Genomic DNA, 20,898 nt, shown 5'->3' on the forward strand with positions numbered 1-20,898 from the left:
GCCCCTCGGCGTCCGTCAGGCCGGCTCAGCCGTCGGAACGGTTCTCGCCACCGTCGCCGCGGGCGACGTCCAGGTCCTCCAGCCCGCCCATCGGGTCGACCATGCCGTCGCCCGTGAGGTCGGACATCGGGGTGGAGGAGAAGACCAGCTTCTGCGCGTCGCCCTCCCCCTCGGTGCCCACGAAGATCTTCTCCCCGGTGCTGATCTCCCCGAAGAGGATCTTCTCGGAGAGCTGGTCCTCGATCTCCCGCTGCATGGTGCGGCGCAGCGGGCGGGCGCCCATGGACGGGTCGTAGCCCTTGCGGCTGACCCACCGCTTCGCGGAGTCGGAGAGCTCGATCGACATCCCCTGGTCGCGCAGCCGCTCCTGCAGCCGGGCCACGAACAGGTCCACGATCTGCACGATCTCGGTCTCGGTGAGCTGCGGGAAGACGATGGTCTCGTCCACGCGGTTGAGGAACTCGGGCCGGAAGTGCTCCTTGAGCTCGTCCTGGACCTTCGCCTGCATGCGCTCGTAGTTGGACGCGGGGTCCACGCCGGTCTGGAACCCGACGGGGACGGCACGGGAGATGTCCTTGGTACCCAGGTTCGTGGTCATGATGATCACGGTGTTCTTGAAGTCCACCACGCGGCCCTGCGAGTCGGTCAGGCGGCCGTCCTCGAGGATCTGCAGCAGCGAGTTGAACAGGTCCTGGTGCGCCTTCTCGACCTCATCGAAGAGCACCACCGAGAACGGCTTGCGCCGCACCTTCTCGGTGAGCTGGCCGCCCTCCTCGTAGCCCACGTAGCCCGGGGGGGCACCGAAGAGCCGGGAGACGGTGTGCTTCTCCTGGTACTCGGACATGTCCAGGGTGATGAGGGCGTCCTCGTCCCCGAACAGGAACTCCGCCAGCGCCTTCGCGAGCTCGGTCTTGCCCACGCCCGTGGGCCCGGCGAAGATGAACGACCCGCCCGGCCGCTTGGGGTCCTTCAGGCCCGCGCGGGTGCGGCGCATCGACCGGGAGAGCGCCTTGATGGCGTCGTCCTGGCCGATGATGCGCTTGTGCAGCTCGTCCTCCATGTGCAGGAGACGGCCCGTCTCCTCCTCGGTGAGCTTGTAGACGGGCACGCCCGTGGAGGCGGAGAGGACGTCGGAGATCACCTCGGGGGTCACCTCGGCGAGCTCGTCGCCGCCCTCGCGCCAGGCACGGTCCTTGTCGTCCCGCTCCGCGATGAGCTTCTGCTCCGTGTCGCGCAGCGAGGCGGCCTTCTCGTAGTCCTGGCCGTCGATCGCGGCCTCCTTGAGCCGCTTCACCTCGATGATGCGGTCGTCGAGCTCCTTGATCTCCGGCGGGGCGGTCATCCGCTTGATGCGCAGGCGCGCGCCGGCCTCGTCGATCAGGTCGATCGCCTTGTCCGGCAGGAACCGGTCGGAGACGTACCGGGCGCCGAGGTGCACCGCGGCCTCGAGGGCGTCGTCCGAGATGGAGACGCGGTGGTGCGCCTCGTACTTGTCGCGCAGGCCCTTGAGGATCTCTACGGCGTGCGCCTCGGAGGGCTCGTCCACCTGGATCGGCTGGAAGCGGCGCTCGAGGGCCGCGTCCTTCTCGATGTGCTTGCGGTACTCGTCGAGGGTCGTGGCGCCGATCGTCTGCAGCTCGCCCCGGGCCAGCATGGGCTTCAGGATCGAGGCGGCGTCGATCGCGCCCTCGGCCGCGCCGGCGCCCACGAGGGTGTGGATCTCGTCGATGAACAGGATGATGTCCCCGCGGGTGCGGATCTCCTTGAGCACCTTCTTGAGCCGCTCCTCGAAGTCGCCGCGGTAGCGGGAGCCCGCCACGAGGGACCCGAGGTCGAGGGTGTAGAGGTGCTTGTCCTTGAGCGTCTCCGGGACGTCGCCGCGCACGATGGCCTGGGCGAGGCCCTCGACCACCGCGGTCTTGCCCACGCCGGGCTCGCCGATCAGCACGGGGTTGTTCTTGGTGCGCCGGGAGAGGATCTGCATGACCCGCTCCATCTCGCGGAACCGCCCGATGACGGGGTCCAGCTTGCCCTCGCGGGCGGCCGCGGTGAGGTTGCGGCCGAACTGGTCCAGCACCGCCGAACCGGCGGGGGTGCCCTCGGACTGCCCGGCCGAGCGCACGCCGGCGCCCTCCTTCTCGGGGGTCCCTCCGCCCTGGTAGCCGGAGATGAGCTCCAGCACGGTGGAGCGCACCTTCTGCGGCTCCGCGCCGAGCTTGGTCAGCACCTGCGCGGCCACGCCCTCGCCCGCGCGGATGATGCCCAGCAGGATGTGCTCGGTGCCGATGTAGTTGTGGCCGAGCTGCAGGGCCTCGCGCAGGGAGAGCTCGAGGACCTTCTTGGCGCGCGGCGTGAAGGGGATGTGCCCGGACGGGGCCTGCTGGCCCGGGCCGATGATGTCCTGGACCTGCTCGCGAGCGCCGGTGAGGGTGATGCCCATCGAGTCGAGCGCCTTCGCGGCCACTCCCTCGCCCTCGTGGATCAGCCCGAGCAGCAGATGCTCGGTGCCGATGTAGTTGTGGTTGAGCATCCTGGCCTCTTCCTGGGCCAGCACCACGACCCGGCGGGCGCGGTCGGTGAAGCGTTCGAACATGGATACTCCTCAGTCGATGTCTGCAGACGATGCTACGCACCCGGGAGCCCGATCGGGGGGCTGTTCGCCACCGGCGAGAAGACCGGGACGCCGGGGCGCGGACCGCCCCCGGAGCGGCGCGCGACTATTGCTGCTGTTCGCATCCGCACCGACAAAGGCGCAGGTCACCAAAAGAATGACAGGTGAATTCCCCCGTGGACCCGCCGGCGGGCATTAGGGGACGTCCCCGGCGGGCGGCAAAGAAAAGGAGGGACCGGTGCACCGGTCCCTCCTCTATTGCGCGGAGCGCGAAGTGCGCGCGCCTATTTGTGCGCGTCGTAGTACGCCTTCTGCACGTCCTGATGAATACGTCCGCGGTCGGAGACCTGGTGGCCGTTCTCCCGGGCCCACTGCCGGATGGCGGCGGTGTCCGGGTTGGACTTCCCGGTGGGACGGGCCTGCTTGGGCGTCTGCTTGCTCTGGGCCCGCCGCGCCTTGGCGATGAACGGCCGCACGGCCTCGCGCAGCTTGGCGGCGTTCTCCTCGGAGAGGTCGATCTCGTACTGTGCGCCGTCGAGGCCGAACCGCACGGTCTCCTCCGCGGGCCCGCCGTCGAGGTCGTCCTCGAGAATGATCTGCACGGTCTGTGCCATAACTGGAACTTCCCTCTGCCTTTCGGCGCTCGTCTTTCCCCGGCCGTGCCGAGAGCGGCGCGGCCCGAGTCGGTGCTGATTCCCCCGTGTCCTACCGGATGATCCGGATCGTGAATTCCGGCGAACTCCGGGAACCCGCGTTCCCGGCGTCGTCGAGTTTATCCTACAATTCTGCAGGCGGAATTCAACAGCACGAATAGGCGGACAATCAGGGCGTCAATTCCAATTCATCGGGAGGACCGGGGACGCGGGCGGAGGGAGCTCAGCGCTCCGTCCCGGGGCCGCGGCGCGGCGGACGGCCGAACGGCAGGTCGTCGCCGTCGCGCCGCTTGAGCTCCTCGTACCAGCGCTCGGCGTCCTCCTGCGAACGGGACTCGGCGGCGCGCTCCGTGCGGTCCCCGCGGAAGATCCAGCGGAGGATGAACCAGAAGATGATGCCGATGCTGATCGAGGGCAGCAGGACAGCGATGTATTCCATGCGTGCGATTCTCCCGGGGAGTTCTGGGCGGAGGCTGAGGACGGCGCGGGGCCGCGGCACGGCCGCGGCCCCGGCTCAGTCCTGCTCCGGCTTCATGAGGGGGAACAGGATGGTCTCCCGGATCCCCAGGTCGGTGAAGAGCATGATGAGCCGGTCCAGGCCCAGGCCCAGCCCGCCCATGGGCGGGGCGCCGTGCTCGAGGGCGCGCAGGAAGTCCTCGTCCAGCCGCATGGCCTCGTCATCGCCGGCCGCGGCCCGGTGGGACTGCTCGGTGAGCCGCTCGCGCTGGACCACGGGGTCGATCAGCTCGGAGAACGCCGTGCCGCGCTCCATCCCGCCGATGATCAGGTCCCAGGCCTCGATCAGGCCGTGCTCGGAGCGGTGCTGCCGGGCCAGCGGCTGCGCCGAGGGCGGGTAGTCGCACACGAAGGTCGGCTGGATCAGGGTGGGCTCCACGATCTCGCCGAACAGCTCCAGCACGTACTTCTCCGCGTCCCACAGCGGGTCGACGGGGACCTCGTGCTCCTCGGCGATCCGGTGCAGGGTCGCCACGGGCGTCTCCGGGGTGATCCGCTGCCCCACGGCCTCGGACAGGGCCGGGTAGACGGACAGCCAGCGCCACTGCCCGCGCAGGTCGATCGTGCCCTTCTCCGTCTCGATGGTGTCGACGCCCAGGGCGTCGGCGCACGCGAGGATGATCTCCTGGATCCGCTCGGCCATCGTGAACTGGTCGGCGTAGGCCTCGTAGGCCTCCAGGGTGGTGAACTCGGGGCTGTGCGAGGAGTCGACGCCCTCGTTGCGGAAGACCCGGCCGATCTCGAAGACCCGCTCGATCCCGCCGACCACGGCGCGCTTGAGGTAGAGCTCCGTGGCGATGCGCAGGGTCATCTCCTGGTCGAACGCGTTGAGGTGGGTCTCGAACGGCCGGGCCGTGGCGCCGCCGTGCACGAGCTGCAGGATCGGGGTCTCGATCTCCACGTAGCCGCGGGCGACCAGGACGTTGCGCACCGTCTGGATGATGCGCGCCCGCTTGACGACGACGTCGCGGGCCTCGGGCCGGACGATGAGGTCGAGGTAGCGCCGGCGCACCCGGGTCTCCTCGTTGAGCTCGTTGTGCAGCGTGGGCAGCGGCCGGATCGCCTTCGAGGCCATGGACCAGGCGTCGGCCATCACCGACAGCTCGCCGCGGCGGGAGGCGATCACCTCGCCGTGCACGGCCACGAAGTCGCCGAGGTCCACGAGGGACTTCCACTCCCCCAGGGACTCCTCGCCCACCACGGCGCGGGAGAGCATGACCTGCAAGCGGGTGCCGTCCCCCTCCTGGAGGGTGGCGAAGCACAGCTTGCCGGTGTTGCGTACGAAGACCACGCGCCCGGCCACGCCGACGAACTGCCCGGTCTCCTCGCCGGGCTCGAGGTGGCCGTGGGCCTCTCGCACCTCGGCGAGGGTGTGCGTGCGCTCCACGCCCACGGGGTAGGCCTCCCGGCCCGACTCGAGGAGCCGGGCGCGCTTGGCGAGCCGGAACTGCATCTGGTCCGAGAGCTCGGCCTGCTCGGCCTCGTCCTGGGCGGTCGGGGAGGTGTTCTGCGCGTTGGTCACAGTTGTCCAGGATAACGGGGAGGGTCAAATCCCGGCCGGGCGCTCAGAGCACGAGGTTGTCGATCAGCCGGGTGCTGCCCACGTGGGCGGCCACGAGGGCGAGGGCGCCGGGCGCCGGCTCGACCGGGACCAGGGTGCGGGGGTCGACCACGACGAGGTGGTCGAGCCGGACCCCGTCCTCGGCGTCGATCCGCCGCCGGGCGGCCCCGAGATCCAGCTCCCCGGCGGCGAGCGCTCGCAGGGTGCGCGGGAGCACGAGCGCGGACCGGCGCTGCGCGGCGTCGAGGTAGCGGTTGCGGGAGGACAGGGCCAGCCCGTCGTCGTCGCGCACGATGGGCACGGGCCGCACGTCGACGGGCAGGGCGAAGTCGGCGACCATCCGGCGCACCAGGAGCAGCTGCTGGGCGTCCTTCTCGCCGAAGTACGCCCGGAACGCGGCCGGCACCGGCGGGGCGGTGATGTTGAGGAGCTTGTTGACCACCGTCAGGGCGCCGTCGAAGTGTCCGGGGCGGCTCGCGCCGTCGAGCACGGAGCCGAGCCGGCCGGAGGTGACGCGCACCAGCGGCTCCCCGCCGGGGTACATCTCCGCCACCGACGGGGCGAACACGAGGTCGGCCCCGAACCGGGCGAGCAGCTCGACGTCGGACTCGAGGGTGCGCGGATAGCGCTCGAAGTCCTCGCCCGGGCCGAACTGCAGCGGATTGACGAAGACCGATACGGCGACCACCGTGTTCTCCTGGCGGGCGAGGCGCACCAGGTGGCCGTGCCCCTCGTGCAGGGCGCCCATGGTGGGCACGAGGCCCAGCGACGCCGGCCCCGGGGACGCCTGCCCCTGGGACACCTGCTGCCGGGACGTCTGCTCCTGGGGCGCCCGTTCCGGCGCCGCGCCGAGCCGGTCGGCGAGGGCGGCCCGGAACTCGTCGATGCCCCGGCACACGCGCGGGGCGCCGGCCGGGGTACTCACGGGGTCTCCTCTCCGCCGGTGCCGCCGGTGCCGTCGGTGAGCTCGAGGGCGGCGAGCACGGCGTCGTAGCGCGGGCGGTCGAGCAGGCCGCGGTCCAGGGCCCGGCGTGCGGTGACGCGGGCGAGGTCCAGGTAGGCCAGGAGGACGTCATCGCCGCCGTGGCCGTGGGCGTACTCGTCGAGGGCGTCCCGGTGGGCGGCCACGGTCCCCGCGTCGCCGCGGGCCACGGGGCCGGTGAGCGCCGACTCCCCCGCGGCCAGGGCGTTGTCCAGGGTCGCCCGCAGCAGGGGCCCGACCATGCGGTCGGGCCGCTCCACCCCGATGTCGCGGAGCACCTGCATGGACTGCCCCGCGACGGTCATCAGGTGGTTGGCGCCGTGGGCGAGGGCCGCGTGGTACAGCGGGCGGTCGGCCTCCGCGACCACCACGGGCTCGGCGCCCATCTCGACCACCAGTGCCTGGGCGATGGGCAGCACGGGGGCCGGGGCCGTGATCCCGAACGAACAGTCGCTCAGCCGGGCCAGGTCGAGGCTCATGCCCGTGAAGGTCATGGCCGGGTGGACCGCGAGCGGGATCGCCCCGAGCCGGCGGGCCGGGTCCAGGACGCCGGTGCCCCAGCGGCCCGCGGTGTGCACCACGAGCTGGCCGGCCTGCCACAGCCCGGCGTCGGCGAGGCCCTGCACGAGCCCGGGCAGCTCGTCGTCGGGCACGGCGAGCAGCACGAGTTCGGCGCGCTCGAGCACGGACGGGACCTCGAGGACGGGCACTCCCGGCAGGAGTGCCTCGGCCCGGTCCCGGCTCGCCTCGGAGACGGCGTTGACGCCGACGACGGCGTGGCCGGCGGCGCGCAGGGCGGCGCCCAGGACGGCGCCCACCTTCCCGGCGCTGACGACCCCGACCCCGAGGCGTCCCGGGCGGTCGGACGGGTGGGTCATGGGCTCTCCTGCCGGGGGGTCTGGGGGTGGCTCGGGCCGTCGGCCAGTCTACGGGCACCGGCCGCGTGCACCGCCTGTGCCGCGGCGAGCGCCCGGGCGTCCCCGGTGTCCAGGTGCGGGACAGCCACGGTCACGGGGCCGGGGGTGGAGTGCAGGTGGACGTCGGCGAGCCCCAGGGCCCGCTCCAGCGGGCCCTGGCTCACGGCCACCGACTGGGTCTTCTCGTGGGGCAGCACGGCGGTGTGCCGGCTCAGCCGCCCGGACCGGACCGCGAGGACGTCGCCGGTCGCCGCGAAGCCGGTCCGGCGGTGCACGAGGGGGTCGAGCCATCGGGCCCGCCGTGGGGAGATGGTGAACCGGCCCTGCGCGCCCAGCCCGTGCAGGCCCTCCCGCAGCAGCGCGGCGAGGTCACCGTCCCGGGCGCCGGGCAGCGCGAGGTGCAGGACCTGGTGCACCTGGGGCAGGGTGCCGACGGGCAGCAGGGTGGAGCGCATGGCGTCGCTCTCCCCCGCCGCGGGACCGTAGCCCGCCACGTTGACCCGCACCCGGTACCAGCCGAAGGGCCGCCAGAGCATCGGCTGGTCCACGCCCACCGCCTGGATTCGGCCGGCCGGGACGGTCTGGGAGCGGACGCTGAACAGGCCGTAGCGCACGCGCAGGCCCTCGGGGACGCGTAGCAGCCGGAAGTGGTAGCCCTGCTCGACCCGGCGGTAGGAGACGGCCCCGAAGCTGACCAGCCCGGGGAGCCACGCCGCGAGCATCGCCGGCCCGGTGCGGGGATCCACCAGCAGGGCCACCGGCGCGGCGGCCAGCAGCACGGCCAGGGCGACCGCGGAGCCCGAGGCGAGCACGGAGCCGATCAGCCGCGGCACCGGCACCCCGAGCACCGGCCGCTCCTGGTCCCCGGTCACCGCCCAGGGCGCCGGCCGCCGCACGGGTGCGCCCGCCGCCGCGCCGGGCACCGGGGCGGCGGGGCCCCGGTCCGGGGCGGCCAGGCCGAGCCGGCCCAGCAGCTCCCCGCGCAGCACGCGGGCCTGGGCGTGGGTGAGGTAGGACAGGGACACCGCGGACTGCCCGGCGTCGGCCACCTCGAACTTCAGCTCGGCCAGCCCCAGCAGCCGGGGCAGGAACGGGCGGTGGATGTCGATGGCCTGCACCCGGTCCAGCCGGGCCTGGCGCTCCTGCCGGAACAGCACTCCCGAGCGGATCCGCACGTGCTCGGGGGTCACCTGGTAGCGGGTGAACCACCACGAGACCAGCACGGCCGCCGCGAACACGAGGAGCACGACCACCAGGAGCCCGGCCAGCGCCCACCAGAAGGCGGCCCCCATCCGGGCCGGGTCGAAGTCCTGGGGCGGCACGGCGTCCCCCCGGCCGAGGTAGGCGTTGAGGAAGTCGTCGAGGAGGATGTTGACGACGGCGCCGGCGATCACGAGCATCGCGAGCCACCCCCTGACCACCGGGGTCAGCGGGTGGACACGGTGCCACTGCGGACCCGCCGCGGGGGCGGTCCCAGCGCTCACAGGCCCGCCAGGAGGGCCTCGCCGCGCGCGGTGAGCCGCTCGCGCAGCCGGGACGCCTCGGCGTGCTCCACCCCGGGGATCTCGGCGTGGCTGCCCACGGCCGCGGTGTGCAGCTTCACGGTGGCCAGGCCGAAGCTGCGCTGCAGCGGGGAGACCGACACGTCCACGTACTGCATCCGCCCGTAGGGGATGACCGTGACCCGCTGGTAGAGCAGGCCGCGCCGCACGAGCAGGTCCTCACCGCGCTCGGCGTAGCCGATCGCCCGGACCCGCCGCGGGGCCAGGAGCACGGAGAGCAGGCCGGCCGCCAGGACGGCCGCGGGCGGCAGCAGCAGCAGGCGCAGGGGGGCGCCGGGCCAGACGCCCGTGGCCGCCAGCACCGCGGGCCAGCCCAGGGCCGCGAGCCAGAACAGGGTGCTGAGAAGAGTGGAGAGCACCACCACGGTGAGGTGCCGGGGGGAGACCCGGGTCCAGGCCAGGCCCTCGGGGTCGATCGCGGGGTTGCTCAGGGGCACCCGGTCACCGGGCGTCCCGGCCGCGGGGCCGCCGGTGGGCTCGCGGGCGGATCTCTCGGGCATAACCACCTTCTCCCTCGGGGAGCTCCTTCTGCCGTCCCCTACGGTACTCGGCGCCCTCCTCCGCGTCGGGATCGTCCGGCGGCAGTTTGCAGAAGCTTTCCACGATCCAGCCCACCACGACGAGGACGAGCCCGGCCCCGGCGTGCACCAGGCTGGCCCACAGCGGGCCCTGGTCGGAGCGCACGGGAACGAGGGCGAGCTGCTCGACGGCGACGGCGGCGTGCCAGCCGGTGAGCATCGCCCCCGCCCAGGCCACTGCCTGGGCGCCGGCCGCGGTGCGGGCCGCGACGAGCGGGTCGAAGCGCTCCGGGCGCGCCCCGTCCTGGTGGCGCTTGACGCGCACGCCCAGCACCAGCAGGGCGGCGGCCACGGCGGCGAGGGCCGCGAGCGAGGCCCACGGCAGGATCAGCAGCGGCCCGCCCGCCCCCGTGGAGAGCCGGTTGGCGGTCCAGCCGACGGCGCCGGCGGCGGCGGCGCACATCAGCAGCGCCGGGACCGTGAGCACGTGCACGGGGGCTCCTCCTCAGTCCGCGTCCCCGCCGGGGGCGGGGTCCTCGGTCAGCAGCGGGATCGTGTCCGGTCCCAGGCCGCCGAGGTCCGCCGCCCGGCGGGCCAGCTCTGCGACGCTGTGCCCCTCGAGGGTCGCGCCGGGGTCCATCAGGGCCCAGGGCACGAGCACGAACGCGCGGGTGCCGGCGCGCAGATGGGGCACGGTGAGCTCGGGCTCGTCGAGGCGCAGGTCCCCGTAGACGATGATGTCGACGTCGAGGGTGCGCGGGCCCCAGCGCAGGCTCCGGGTCCGGTGGTGGCGCTCCTCCACCTCCTGGCACGCCCGGAGCAGCCCGAAGGGGCTCAGGTCGGTCTCCACCTCGACGACGGCGTTGAGGTAGTCCCCCTGGCCGCCCGGTCCGCCGACCGGCTTGGAGCGCACGATGGGCGACGCGCGGGTCAGCGTGATCCGCGGGTGGGCGGCGAGCTCGAGCGCGGCGCGGCGCAGGGTGGCCTCCCGGTCGCCGAGGTTGGCGCCGAGGGCGAGGACGGCCCGGGTGCCCATGTCAGCGCTCCCGGTAGATCGTGACGGACACGTCCGAGAACGTCACCTCGATCGGCGCCTTGGGCTTGTGCACCGTGACCTCCACCGCGTCGAGCGGGAAGCGCTCGAGCAGCCGCCGGGCGACCTGGTCGGCGAGGGTCTCGATCAGGTTGACGCTGGGACCGATGACGATGTCCCGCACCTCCTCGGCGACCTCGCCGTAGTGGGCGGTCAGGGCGACGTCGTCCGAGGCCCCCGCCGCGGCCAGGTCCAGGTACATGACGAGGTCCACGAAGAAGGGCTGACCGCTGCGCTTCTCCTGGTCGAAGACCCCGTGGTAGCCCACCGCGCCGATGCCCAGGAGGTTGATCCGGTCCCGGCGGTCGGGGGACCGCGTGGTGGACACCGGGACGTGCTGGCGGCCGGCCCGGTCCCCGGCGCGCATGCGGGCGGCGTCCGTCTCCTCGCGCGGCACCCGGTTCACCGGACCGCTCCGGGGGACGCCGCCGGCAGCACGCCGGGGACCGGGCCGGGGCGCAGCAGGGCCGGCTCCACGCCGCGCCAGGCGTGCGCGGCGGCCACGGCGTCGACGCTCGGACGCACGGCGTGGACGCGCACGCACCACGCGCCCGCGTGGGCGGACAGCGCGCTGACCGCGGCCGTCGCCGCGTCCCGTCCTGCCGCCGGGCGCGGGGTGCCGTCCTGCTCGAGCAGGGTGCCCAGGAAGCGCTTGCGGGACGCCGCCACGAGCACCTTGTGGCCGGTGGCCGTGAAGCGCGGCAGCGCCCGGAGCAGCTCCCAGTTCTGCGCCCCGCGCTTGTCGAAGCCCAGACCGGGGTCCAGGACCAGCTTCTCCGGGGCCAGGCCCGCGGCCAGGCAGCGCTCCCGCAGCCCCTGGAGCTCGCCGAGCACCTCCCCGGCGACGTCGTCGTAGACGGCCCGGGAGTCCTGCACGTCTGGCAGGCCCCGGGCGTGCATGAGGATGTAGGGCGCCTGCCGCTCGGCGGCCAGGTCGATCATGTCCCGGGTCGCGCCCAGGCCCGAGACGTCGTTGACGATGTGCGCCCCGGCGTCCAGGGCGGCCTCCGCGGTCCCGGCGTGGAGCGTGTCGACGCTGAGCACCGCACCCGCGGCGGCGAGCGCCTCGACCACGGGCAGGATCCGGCGCCGCTCCTCGGCGGGGTCGACCCGCTCGGACCCGGGGCGGGTGGACTCCCCCCCGACGTCCACGATGTCGGCGCCCTCGGCCAGCATGCGCAGCCCGTGCGCGATCGCGGCCTCATGCCCGGCGTGCTCGCCGCCGTCGCTGAAGGAGTCGGGGGTGACGTTGAGGACGCCCATGACCAGCGTGCGCCCGGTGGGCAGGTTCTCGAAGGAGCCCCAGCCGGAGGGCCGGTGCTCGGGGTCGGTGCGTCGGGGGGTCGTCACGGGCTCAGCGCCCCAGGATGAGGCTCATCGCCTCGGAGCGGGTCGCGGGCTCGCGCAGCTGCCCGCGCACGGCCGAGGTCACGGTCTTGGCGCCGGGCTTGCGCACCCCCCGCATGGACATGCACAGGTGCTCGCACTCGACCACCACGATCACCCCGGCCGGGGCGAGGTGCTCCACGATGGCCTCCACGATCTGGGTGGTCAGCCGCTCCTGGACCTGGGGCCGGCGGGCGAAGAGGTCCACGAGCCGGGCGAGCTTGCTCAGGCCGGTGACCATTCCGTCGTGGCCGGGGATGTAGCCCACGTGGGCGTGCCCGTGGAACGGGACGAGGTGGTGCTCGCAGGTCGAGTAGAAGGGGATGTCCTTGACGAGGACCATCTCGGAGTGGCCGATGTCGAAGGTCGTTCCAAGCACCTCGGCGGGGTCCTGGTGCAGGCCCGCGAACATCTCCGCGTACGCCCGCGCCACGCGCCCCGGGGTGCCCTGCAGGCCGTCCCGGTCGGGGTCCTCCCCGATCGCCAGCAGCAGCTCCCGCACGGCCGCCGCGACGCGCGGCTGGTCGACCGCCCCGGCGCCGGCCTCGAGCGCGGGGGCGGGGTCCGGGTACGGCGGGGCGAACGCCTCCGCGCTCGGGTCGTACGCGTTCGTCTGCTTCGTGCGGGCCTCGTGGGGCAACGCGCCCTCCTTCGGGATCTGCCGGCTCTGCCGGGTCTGCCGGGTCTGCCGGACGGAACGGGAGTCGGCGGACGCGACCGGCTGTCGCTCCATCCTAGGCCCGGCTCAGGCCGAGCCGGGTCCCGGGGTGCTCTGCGTCGTGGTCCCCGTGCCGGACCCCGCGGTGCTCGAGGAGCCCGCCCCCTCCCCCGGCGGCACCGAGTGCCCGCGCTCCGGGACCTCGAGGGGGTGCTCCGGCTTCGCGGCGGCCGCCTGGTCCTGCGGGGCCAGGGTCGCGGGGTCCTGGGCGTGGATCCGCCGGGCCTCCTCGCGCTCGGCTTGCGTGACCACGGGCGGGTCCTCCGAGAGGGGCCGAGTGTCCTTGGACAGCCACACGGGCCGCAGGTCCCGCTTGCGGATGTCGTGGAAGATGTCCGCGATCTGGGCCTCGTTGAGCGTCTCCTTCTCGAGCAGCTCGAGGGCGAGCCGGTCGAGGACGGGACGGTTGTCCATCAGGATCTCGTGCGCCTCGTCGTGGGCCTGGTCGAGCAGGGCTCGCACCTCCTCGTCCACGATCGCGGCGGTGCGCTCGGAGTACTCCCGGCCCGAGCCGGCGGCGTCCCGGCCGAGGAACGGCTCGGAGCTGTCCCCGCCCAGCTTGATCGAGCCCACGCGGGCGCTCATGCCGTACTGGGTGACCATCTTGCGGGCCGTGTCGGTGGCCTTCTGGATGTCGTTGGACGCGCCCGTGGACGGGTCCCGGAACACGATCTCCTCCGCCGCGCGCCCGCCCATGGCGTAGGCCATCTGGTCGAGCAGCTCGTTGCGGGTGGTCGAGTACTTGTCGTCCATGGGCATGACCATGGTGTAGCCCAGGGCCCGGCCGCGGGGCAGGATGGTGATCTTCGTGACCGGGTCCGTGTTGCGCAGGGCGGCGGCCACGAGCGCGTGCCCGCCCTCGTGGTAGGCGGTGACCTTGCGCTCCAGCTCCTTCATGATCCGGCTGCGCTTCTGCGGGCCGGCGATGACCCGGTCGATCGCCTCGTCCACGGCGCGGTCGTCGATGAGCTGGGCGTGGGAGCGGGCGGTCAGCAGCGCCGCCTCGTTCATCACGTTGGCCAGCTCCGCGCCCGTGAAGCCGGGGGTGCGCTTGGCCACGGCGGCGAGGTCCACGTTGTCCGCGAGCGGCTTGCCCTGGGAGTGCACCCGGAGGATCTGCAGACGGCCCTTCATGTCGGGGGCCTCCACGCCGATCTGGCGGTCGAAGCGGCCCGGGCGCAGCAGCGCCGGGTCCAGGACGTCGGGGCGGTTGGTCGCGGCGATCAGGATGACGTTGGTGGTGGCGTCGAAGCCGTCCATCTCGACGAGCAGCTGGTTGAGGGTCTGCTCGCGCTCGTCGTTGCCGCCGCCCATGCCCGCGCCGCGCTGGCGGCCCACGGCGTCGATCTCGTCCACGAAGATGATGGCCGGCGCGTTCTCCTTGGCCTGCTGGAACAGGTCGCGGACCCGCGAGGCGCCCACGCCCACGAACATCTCGACGAAGTCGGAGCCGGAGATCGAGAAGAAGGGGACGCCGGCCTCACCGGCCACCGCCCGCGCGAGCAGGGTCTTGCCGGTGCCGGGCGGGCCGTAGAGCAGCACGCCCTTGGGCACCTTGGCGCCGAGGGCGGTGAAGCGCTCGCGCTCCACCAGGAACTGCTTGATCTCGTCGAGCTCCTGCACGGCCTCGTCCGCGCCGGCGACGTCGGCGAAGGTCACCGTGGGGTTGTCCTTGTCGAACATCTTGGCCCGCGAGCGGCCGAAGCGCATGACCTGCGACCCGCCGCCCTGCATCCGGGAGAACACGAACCAGAAGATGGCCAGGATGATCAGGAACGGCAGCATGAAGCCGAGCAGGTTCGTGAACCAGTTCGACTCGACGGGCTGGTCCGTGAACCCTTCGAGGTCCGCCGCGTTCATCGCGTCGACGACCTCTTCCCCGCGCGGGGTGACGTAGTAGAACTCGACGCTGCGCCCGAGGTCCCGGCCGTCGAGGGAGAGGTCCTCCTCCAGCTGGAGTTCGACCTTCTGCTGGCCGTCGTAGATCTTTGCCTCGGAGACCTGGCCCTCGCGCAGCAGCTGCAGGCCGACGTTGGTGTCCACGCGCCCGGAGGAGCCCGTGGTGAGCGTGCCCACCAGGGGGAAGAGGATCAGAGCGGCCAGCAGGACCCAGAACCAGGGTCCCCTGAAGAAGTTGTTGGGTTTTTTCGCCGTGGCCAAGCCGCTGATCCTCCCGTGGATGGTTGTCCGGGCCCCCTCGAGCCCGGGCCCGCCCAGGGCCGGGGGTCCAGGGGACGCAGACCTACAATGTACAGCCCGGGATCCGGGTCCCGCCCCGGACGGGCCGGGAGTTCCCTGTCAGCGGACATCCGCCCGGCCGGCGGAGCGCCGGCTCACTCGTAGACGTGGGGCGCCAGGGTCGCGATGCAGTCGAGGTTGCGGTACTTCTCGGCGTAGTCGAGCCCGTAGCCCACCACGAACTCGTTGGGGATGTCCCAGCCCACGTACTTGACGTCGATGGAGGTCTTCGCCGCCTCCGGCTTGCGCAGCAGGGCGCAGATCTCCACCGAGGCCGTGCCGCGGGACTCGAGGTTGGCGCGCAGCCAGGACAGGGTCAGGCCCGAGTCGATGATGTCCTCGACGATGAGCACGTCCCGCCCGGTGAGGTCCGTGTCGAGGTCCTTCAGGATGCGGACCACGCCCGAGGACTTGGTCCCGGAGCCGTAGGAGGACACGGCCATCCAGTCCATGGGGTACTGGCCCTGGAGCGCCCGGCACAGGTCGGCCATGACCATCACCGCGCCCTTGAGCACGCCCACGAGCAGGACGTCTCGGCCCCGGTAGTCGGCGTCCACGGCCGCCGCCAGCTCGGCGATCCTCGTGTCGATGTCTTCCTTGGTGTACAGGACCTCGGTGAGATCCCCCTGGACGTCCTCAGCCTTCACGGCGCTCCTCGTGTGATGCGGATGCGGGTCGGGTGGCGCCCGCGGGCCGCGGGCGGACCAGCTCCAGGTGCCCCGGGCCACGGGTGCCCGCCGTCGGGCGGCGGCGCCACACCGACACCTTACCCGCCATCTGCACGGGCCCCGCGGCGCCGTGCCCCGCGGCGAACTCGTCCAGGGCGCCGAGCCGCTCGTAGGCCGGGGTCTGCCCGCCGGCGGCGACCACGGCCGCCGACAGGGCGCGGCGGCGCAGCGCGGGGTGGGCCGCCCGCACCGTGGCGAGGTCGAGGACCAGGGAGCCCGGCAGCTCCGGGGCGGCGGCGCGGGCGCGCTCGAGCAGCTCCGCCGCGGCGCTGTCCAGGTAGTCCGCGTCCGGGCCGAGGATCGCCGCGGACCGGGCGAGGGCGCGGGCCAGGCCGGGGCCGAGCTCGTCCTCGAGCAGCGGGAGCACGCGGTGGCGGACCCTGGAGCGCATCAGGGTGGTATCCCGGTTCGTGGGGTCGTGCCAGGGCTCGAGCTGCTCGGCGGCGCAGATCTGCAGGGTCTGCTCGCGGGAGAGGTCCAGGAACGGGCGGAGGTAGGTGACACCGTCCAGCTCGCGCACGGGCGGCATCCCGGCCAGCGAGCGGGTGCCGGAGCCGCGGGCGAGGCCCAGCAGCACGGACTCGGCCTGGTCGTCCAGGGTGTGCCCGAGCAGGACGGCGTCGGCCCCCGTGCGCCCCACGACCTCCGCGATGCCCGCGTAGCGGGCGGTGCGGGCCGCCATCTCGGGCCCGCCCGCGTCGCGGCGCACGGTCACCGCGGTCACGACGACGGGCGCCAGCCCGGTCCGCTCGAGCGTGCGGGCGGCGCGGGCCGCGACCGCCGCGGAGTCCGCCTGCAGGCCGTGGTCGACCACCACGGCGCCCACGCGCAGGGTGCCGCGCCGGGCGAAGTGGGCCGCGACGGCGGCCAGCGCGAGGGAGTCGGGTCCGCCGCTGCAGGCCACCAGGACGAGCGGGGGCTCCGCGGAGACCCGGGGGACGTGCTGCCGGACGGAGTCGAGCACATGGCGCCGCCCCGCGGCGACGTCCGGGGACAGTCGGCCGCGGCGGGCGAACTGGGTCACCGGCGGGCGTCCTCGCGCTCGCTCGCGGCCTGCTGGTTCTGCGACTCCCGCACGGCGAGGCGCACGACCTTGGCGAGGGTCGGGGCGGTCTCGCCGAGCAGGCCCAGGGCGGCCTCGAGCTCCTGCCGCGGGACCACGTGCGCGAGGGCCGCCACGGCGTTGGTCTCGCTGTGGATGCCCGCCTGGATCTGCGTGGTGGACAGCACGGGCTGCGAGGCCTCGACCGCGGACAGGGTCTCCTCGACGTCCGGGGTGCCGATGCGCTGCTCCAGCATCACCAGGCGTTCGTAGACCGCCGGGTTGCCGATCTTGATCCGGCGGCCGCTGTTGAGCTGCGACAGCATGGGGGCGGAGAGGCCGAGGACCTCGGCCAGCCGCCGCTGCGTGATGCCGTAGGCCTGGACGACCGTGCCGAAGCGCTCCGACAGGGGCTGGCCGTACAGCTTGACCTGCTGTTCGATGTTCTCTGTGCTCACGTAAAGATTTTGTCACACAATGGTGATCCGGCCTACCGCGTGTCGCGCTGTGAACGACGACGACGGGACGGGGCGCCCGGCCATAATGTCTATGAATCTGCATGTCAAACCGGGGTGCGCGGCGCCTACCACATTCCGGGCGGCTCCGGGGCGGGAGGGGTGCTGCGGGGCGGCGCGCCCGGACCCAGGACCCGCGCGATCCAGCGCTCGGGGGCGTGGATCTCCGCCTCCGTGGGCAGGTGCTCCGGGGCCTCCCAGATCCGGTTGAACCGGTCCAGACCCACGGTGCCCACCACGGTCGAGACGAACCGCTGGCCGTCGCTGTACTGGCGCATCTTCGCGTCCATCCCGAGCAGCCTCCGGACGAAGCGGTCGAGGCTGCCCTGCAGCTCGGAGCGTCGCTCGAAGCGCCGCCGGATCGTCTTCACGGAGGGCACCACGGAGGCGTCCACCCCGTCCATCACGAAGTTCGCGTGTCCTTCGAGCAGGCTCATCACGGCGGTGAGGTGGGAGAGCACCTCGCGCTCCCGCCGTCCCATGAGCAGGCCCACCACGCCGAGGGAGGCCCTGGGCTCCGCAGCCCCCGAGCCGCGCCCGGGCAGGGAGCGGACCGCCTCGGTGAGCCGTGCCCCGAGGGTCTCGGCGTGGCCCATGAGGGAGTCGGCGAGCTCGTTGATCTGCTCGATCATGTGCTCGCGCAGCCACGGGGCGGCGGCGAACTGGACGCGGTGGGTCTGCTCGTGCAGGCAGACCCACAGCCGGAAGTCCTCCGGCTCCACGTTGAGCTCCCGCTCGACCGTGAGGATGTTGGGGGCGACGAGCATCAGCCGCCCGCCGGGGTGCCGCTGCGCGGCCACGGCGGAGACCATCCCGGCGTACGGGTCGTACTGGCCGAGGACCTTCGCGGACAGGAACCCCAGCACCGCGGCCATCTCCATCGCGGTGGCCGTGCCGCCGAGCGCGGTGGCCGCCGCGCCGAACTGCTCCGGTCGGCGCCGGCGAAGAGCCTCGACCGCCGGTTCCATGAGCACCTGGAAGGCCTGGGCGTTGGCCTTCGACCACCCCGCGCGGTCCACGACCAGCACGGTGGAGTCCCGCAGGTCCCGCGCGGCCTCGAGACCGGTGATCCGGTGGACGTGGTCCACCGACGCCTCGGCGTGGCGGCGCATGGAGTCCACGGCCGCCCGCATGGCCCGGGCGGACATCTTCGGGCCCGGCGGGGTGAGCCGGGCGGCGGCGGAGGCCGCGAGGTCCCACCGGACGATGCCGGGCGCCTCCGTCTCCGGCGGTCGTTGTGCTGCGCTCATGGCCTCATGCAACCACACGCGCCTGGGAGCTCCCGGCGCGGGCCGTCACAGTCGGGCCAGGGCCGCCACCGCCCGGTCCACGGCGTCCCGGGCGGCGGCCGGATCGGTGACGTCGTTGAGCACCACGGAAAACGTCAGCAGCCGCCCTCCGTCCGTGGTGACGTGGCCGCTGAGGGAGACCACGGAGTTCAGGGTGCCCGTCTTCGCCCGCGCCAGGCCCCGCCCGGGGAGCTCGGCGTCGTCGTCGAACCGGTCGGCGAGGGTCCCGCTGCCGCCGGCCACCGGAAGGGCCCGGGCGCCCGGGGTCAGCGCCCCCGTGGGGTCGGTGACCATGGCCCGCACGACGCGCTCGAGCGCGCGGGCGGAGATCCGGTTGCGCAGGGACATCCCCGACGCGTCGGAGAGCTCGGCGCCGGACGCGCCGACGCCGTGCGCCTCGAGCGCCGCGGCCGCGGCGGCACGTCCGCCGGCGATGCTCGCGGGCCGGTCCGCGGCCCGGGCCGCGAGCCGCGAGAGGACCTCGGCGAGGTGGTTGTCGGAGTCCCGCAGCATGAGCTCGGCCTGCTCCGCGAGGGTCGCGGACTCGACGGCGGCCAGCTCGGCCGCCCCCTCGGGCGCCCGGCCGGGCGCGACCGCGGGGACGGGCGCGGGCGCCCCGTCCGCGGCGAGCCGTGCGGCGAGCTCCGCCGCGAAGACCTCGGCCACGTCCTGCCCCGGGTCCCCGGGCCGCTGCGCCGACGGCCCCTCTTCCGCCGGCACGCGGTGGGACCAGAACGCCATCGGGGCGACGGGCCCGATCTGCCCCGCCGCGACGTCCCCCGCCGCCCAGTCCTCGTTCAGGGCCGGTCCGGGGAACAGGCTCGCGTCCCACCGCACGCCGGTGGGCCCGTCCGCCCCGCGCTCGGCGAGCGCCTCGGCCGTCGCCTCTGCCAGGGTGCGGATGCCGGCCCGGCCGAGCACGGCGTCCGGGTCGGAGCCGCCCGGGCTCAGCAGGGCGTCCCCGCCCGCCACCAGCACCACCGTGCCCGGCTCCCGGCCCTGGACCACCGTGGTGCGCAGCCGCTGACGGGGGTCGGCGTGGGTGAGCAGGGACAGGGCCGTGACGAGCTTCTGGTTGGATGCGGGGACCAGGGGCGCGTCCGGGTCCCGTTCGAGCAGCGGCGCGCCGGTGAGGGCGTCGGCCACGAGGACGGAGCGCCGCCCGGCGGGGACGCCGGCGAGCACGGGGTCCACGGCCGCGGCCACCTCGCCGGCGCCGGGCACGGGGGCTGCCGGGTCGGGGGGCACGGCCCCGGCGGGGGCGGGCGGCTCCGCGGGAAGGACGCGGGCCGCCGGCAGGTCGTCGCCGCCCAGGCCCAGCGCGGGGGCCCAGTGCGGGTGCAGCCAGCCCGCCACGCCCACGCAGCCGGCGGCGAGCAGCGCCGTCAGGGCGCGGCGGCCGCGGCCGGTGCGGGCCCGCGGCGGCCGCTGCCCGGCGGGGGGACCGTGGCGGCGGGAACGGCTCATGCCCCCATTGTGGCCCGCGCCGCGGCCGCCGGGCCGCTCCTGCACGGGCCCGGGAGCGGTGTCGGAGCGGTGTCGGAGCGGCGCCGTCGCGGCGCCGCGGCGGGCCGGACGGTTACCGCCGCCCGCGGGGCCGCCGCTATCGTGGGTGTCGGATCTGCCCCACCCCGCCCGGGTGGTGCGGCCGTGCCCGGCCGCTGTCAGCCCTTTCCGGCCCTTCCGGGCCCACCCAGCACGAGGAGAAGCACCATGGAGTTGGACGTCACCATCGAGATCCCCCGGGGATCGCGCGTCAAGTACGAGATCGACCACGAGACCGGCCGGCTGCGCCTGGACCGCGTGCTGTTCACGTCGATGCAGTACCCCGCGCACTACGGCTACTTCGAGGACAGCCTGGGCGAGGACGGCGATCCCCTGGACGCCCTCGTGCTCCTGGACTTCGAGATCGTCCCGGGCGTGCTCGTGGAGTCGCGGCCCATCGCCGTGTTCAACATGAACGACGAGGCCGGCGGGGACGCGAAGATCCTGTGCGTGTCCACGGACAAGCGCTACGACCACATCCAGGGCCTCGACGACATCGACGAGTTCAAGCTCAAGGAGATCCAGCACTTCTTCGAGCGCTACAAGGACCTCGAGCCCAACAAGTGGGTCAAGGGCGAGGGCTGGGAGGGCCGGGAGACCGCCGAGCGCCTCGTCGAGGAGGCCCGCGAGCGCTTCGAACAGTCCCACTACGAGTCGGCCGCCGAGGCCGAGGAGAAGGCCCCGTCCACCGACTGAGCGGAGGGGCGAGCCCGCGGGGGCCGGGGACCGGGCGGTCCCCGGCCCCCGCGCGTGCCGGGCCCCCGGGCCCGCCCGGTCCCGGGCGCGGCGGGCACCCTTCAGAGATTCCATGAATTTCGTTATATTGGGATCGGCCGGCTCAGCCGGCCCGACGGCCCCGTGATGCATCCCCCCATCGGCATCCGGGCCGCCGACCGGGATCGAGGTCGCCGGAGCGCACCCGCGAGGTGCCCGGTGGCGGCGGGGGTCCCCCCACCCGCGCCGCGTCGCATCGACCTCTCCCGGTCCATCCCGGCGGGCCGGCCACCGGCCCGCCGGGAGTCGG

The 20,898-nt window shown here is 73.8% G+C and carries 20 protein-coding genes; 1 reads left to right on the plus strand and 19 read right to left on the minus strand.

Annotated features, from left to right (window positions below):
- Nucleotides 1-25 precede the first annotated feature (25 nt).
- The 19 genes from ABD220_RS10590 to dacB all read right to left on the minus strand — a co-directional run bounded on the left by ABD220_RS10590 (nt 26) and on the right by dacB (nt 19,796).
- The gene (locus ABD220_RS10590) at nt 26-2,593 is read right to left on the minus strand and encodes an ATP-dependent Clp protease ATP-binding subunit (protein WP_344122355.1); all 2,568 of its coding nucleotides are present in this window, start codon (nt 2,591-2,593) and stop codon (nt 26-28) included.
- 302 nt (nt 2,594-2,895) lie between these two features.
- Nucleotides 2,896-3,225, minus strand: a complete 330-nt coding sequence (locus ABD220_RS10595) for a histone-like nucleoid-structuring protein Lsr2 (protein ID WP_344122357.1) — start codon at nt 3,223-3,225, stop codon at nt 2,896-2,898.
- 262 nt (nt 3,226-3,487) lie between these two features.
- Complete coding sequence (locus tag ABD220_RS10600; protein ID WP_344122359.1) at nt 3,488-3,703, minus strand: hypothetical protein; 216 nt, start codon at nt 3,701-3,703, stop codon at nt 3,488-3,490.
- 75 nt (nt 3,704-3,778) lie between these two features.
- Nucleotides 3,779-5,302: a lysine--tRNA ligase gene (gene lysS / locus ABD220_RS10605; protein ID WP_344122361.1), complete on the minus strand. Its 1,524-nt coding sequence runs from the start codon at nt 5,300-5,302 to the stop codon at nt 3,779-3,781.
- Between the two features lie 43 nt (nt 5,303-5,345).
- A complete protein-coding gene (gene panC, locus ABD220_RS10610; protein ID WP_344122363.1) occupies nt 5,346-6,266 on the minus strand; it encodes a pantoate--beta-alanine ligase in 921 nt (306 codons plus the stop codon).
- On the minus strand, nt 6,263-7,201 hold the full coding sequence (locus tag ABD220_RS10615; RefSeq protein WP_344122365.1) for a Rossmann-like and DUF2520 domain-containing protein: 939 nt from the start codon (nt 7,199-7,201) through the stop codon (nt 6,263-6,265). Before ABD220_RS10615 ends, panC begins: the two co-directional genes overlap by 4 nt.
- On the minus strand, nt 7,198-8,724 hold the full coding sequence (locus tag ABD220_RS10620; protein ID WP_344122367.1) for a PH domain-containing protein: 1,527 nt from the start codon (nt 8,722-8,724) through the stop codon (nt 7,198-7,200). The genes ABD220_RS10615 and ABD220_RS10620 overlap by 4 nt, the downstream gene beginning before the upstream one ends.
- Nucleotides 8,721-9,233, minus strand: coding sequence for a PH domain-containing protein (locus ABD220_RS10625; protein WP_344122427.1), 513 nt, complete (start codon nt 9,231-9,233; stop codon nt 8,721-8,723). The genes ABD220_RS10620 and ABD220_RS10625 overlap by 4 nt, the downstream gene beginning before the upstream one ends.
- Before the next feature lie 10 nt (nt 9,234-9,243).
- Nucleotides 9,244-9,813, minus strand: a complete 570-nt coding sequence (locus ABD220_RS10630; protein ID WP_344122369.1) for a DUF3180 domain-containing protein — start codon at nt 9,811-9,813, stop codon at nt 9,244-9,246.
- Between the two features lie 12 nt (nt 9,814-9,825).
- A complete protein-coding gene (gene folK / locus ABD220_RS10635; RefSeq protein WP_344122371.1) occupies nt 9,826-10,356 on the minus strand; it encodes a 2-amino-4-hydroxy-6-hydroxymethyldihydropteridine diphosphokinase in 531 nt (176 codons plus the stop codon).
- A gap of 1 nt (nt 10,357) precedes the next feature.
- Nucleotides 10,358-10,819 carry a dihydroneopterin aldolase gene (gene folB, locus ABD220_RS10640; protein WP_344122373.1) on the minus strand — a complete coding sequence of 154 codons (462 nt, stop codon included), beginning with the start codon at nt 10,817-10,819 and terminating at the stop codon, nt 10,358-10,360.
- Nucleotides 10,816-11,763 (minus strand): dihydropteroate synthase, encoded by a 948-nt coding sequence (gene folP / locus ABD220_RS10645; RefSeq protein ID WP_344122374.1) that lies wholly within the window; start codon nt 11,761-11,763, stop codon nt 10,816-10,818. The genes folB and folP overlap by 4 nt, the downstream gene beginning before the upstream one ends.
- 4 nt (nt 11,764-11,767) lie before the next feature.
- Complete coding sequence (gene folE, locus ABD220_RS10650; RefSeq protein WP_344122376.1) at nt 11,768-12,532, minus strand: GTP cyclohydrolase I FolE; 765 nt, start codon at nt 12,530-12,532, stop codon at nt 11,768-11,770.
- 12 nt (nt 12,533-12,544) lie between these two features.
- On the minus strand, nt 12,545-14,677 hold the full coding sequence (gene ftsH / locus ABD220_RS10655) for an ATP-dependent zinc metalloprotease FtsH (protein ID WP_344122378.1): 2,133 nt from the start codon (nt 14,675-14,677) through the stop codon (nt 12,545-12,547).
- A gap of 173 nt (nt 14,678-14,850) precedes the next feature.
- Nucleotides 14,851-15,402, minus strand: coding sequence for a hypoxanthine phosphoribosyltransferase (gene hpt, locus ABD220_RS10660; protein ID WP_344122381.1), 552 nt, complete (start codon nt 15,400-15,402; stop codon nt 14,851-14,853).
- A complete protein-coding gene (gene tilS, locus ABD220_RS10665) occupies nt 15,392-16,507 on the minus strand; it encodes a tRNA lysidine(34) synthetase TilS (protein WP_344122383.1) in 1,116 nt (371 codons plus the stop codon). Before tilS ends, hpt begins: the two co-directional genes overlap by 11 nt.
- Nucleotides 16,504-16,983 (minus strand): DNA-binding protein, encoded by a 480-nt coding sequence (locus ABD220_RS10670; RefSeq protein ID WP_344122385.1) that lies wholly within the window; start codon nt 16,981-16,983, stop codon nt 16,504-16,506. Before ABD220_RS10670 ends, tilS begins: the two co-directional genes overlap by 4 nt.
- Before the next feature lie 125 nt (nt 16,984-17,108).
- Nucleotides 17,109-18,290, minus strand: coding sequence for a zinc-dependent metalloprotease (locus ABD220_RS10675; protein WP_344122387.1), 1,182 nt, complete (start codon nt 18,288-18,290; stop codon nt 17,109-17,111).
- Between the two features lie 45 nt (nt 18,291-18,335).
- A complete protein-coding gene (dacB, locus tag ABD220_RS10680; RefSeq protein ID WP_344122390.1) occupies nt 18,336-19,796 on the minus strand; it encodes a D-alanyl-D-alanine carboxypeptidase/D-alanyl-D-alanine endopeptidase in 1,461 nt (486 codons plus the stop codon).
- 246 nt (nt 19,797-20,042) lie between these two features.
- Here dacB and ABD220_RS10685 point away from each other — a divergent pair, with 246 nt between their 5' ends.
- Nucleotides 20,043-20,570, plus strand: coding sequence for an inorganic diphosphatase (locus ABD220_RS10685; RefSeq protein WP_344122392.1), 528 nt, complete (start codon nt 20,043-20,045; stop codon nt 20,568-20,570).
- The last annotated feature ends 328 nt before the right edge of the window (nt 20,571-20,898 follow it).

Origin of the sequence: Kocuria aegyptia (genome assembly GCF_039530085.1) — a bacterium.
GTDB lineage: Bacteria > Actinomycetota > Actinomycetes > Actinomycetales > Micrococcaceae > Kocuria > Kocuria aegyptia.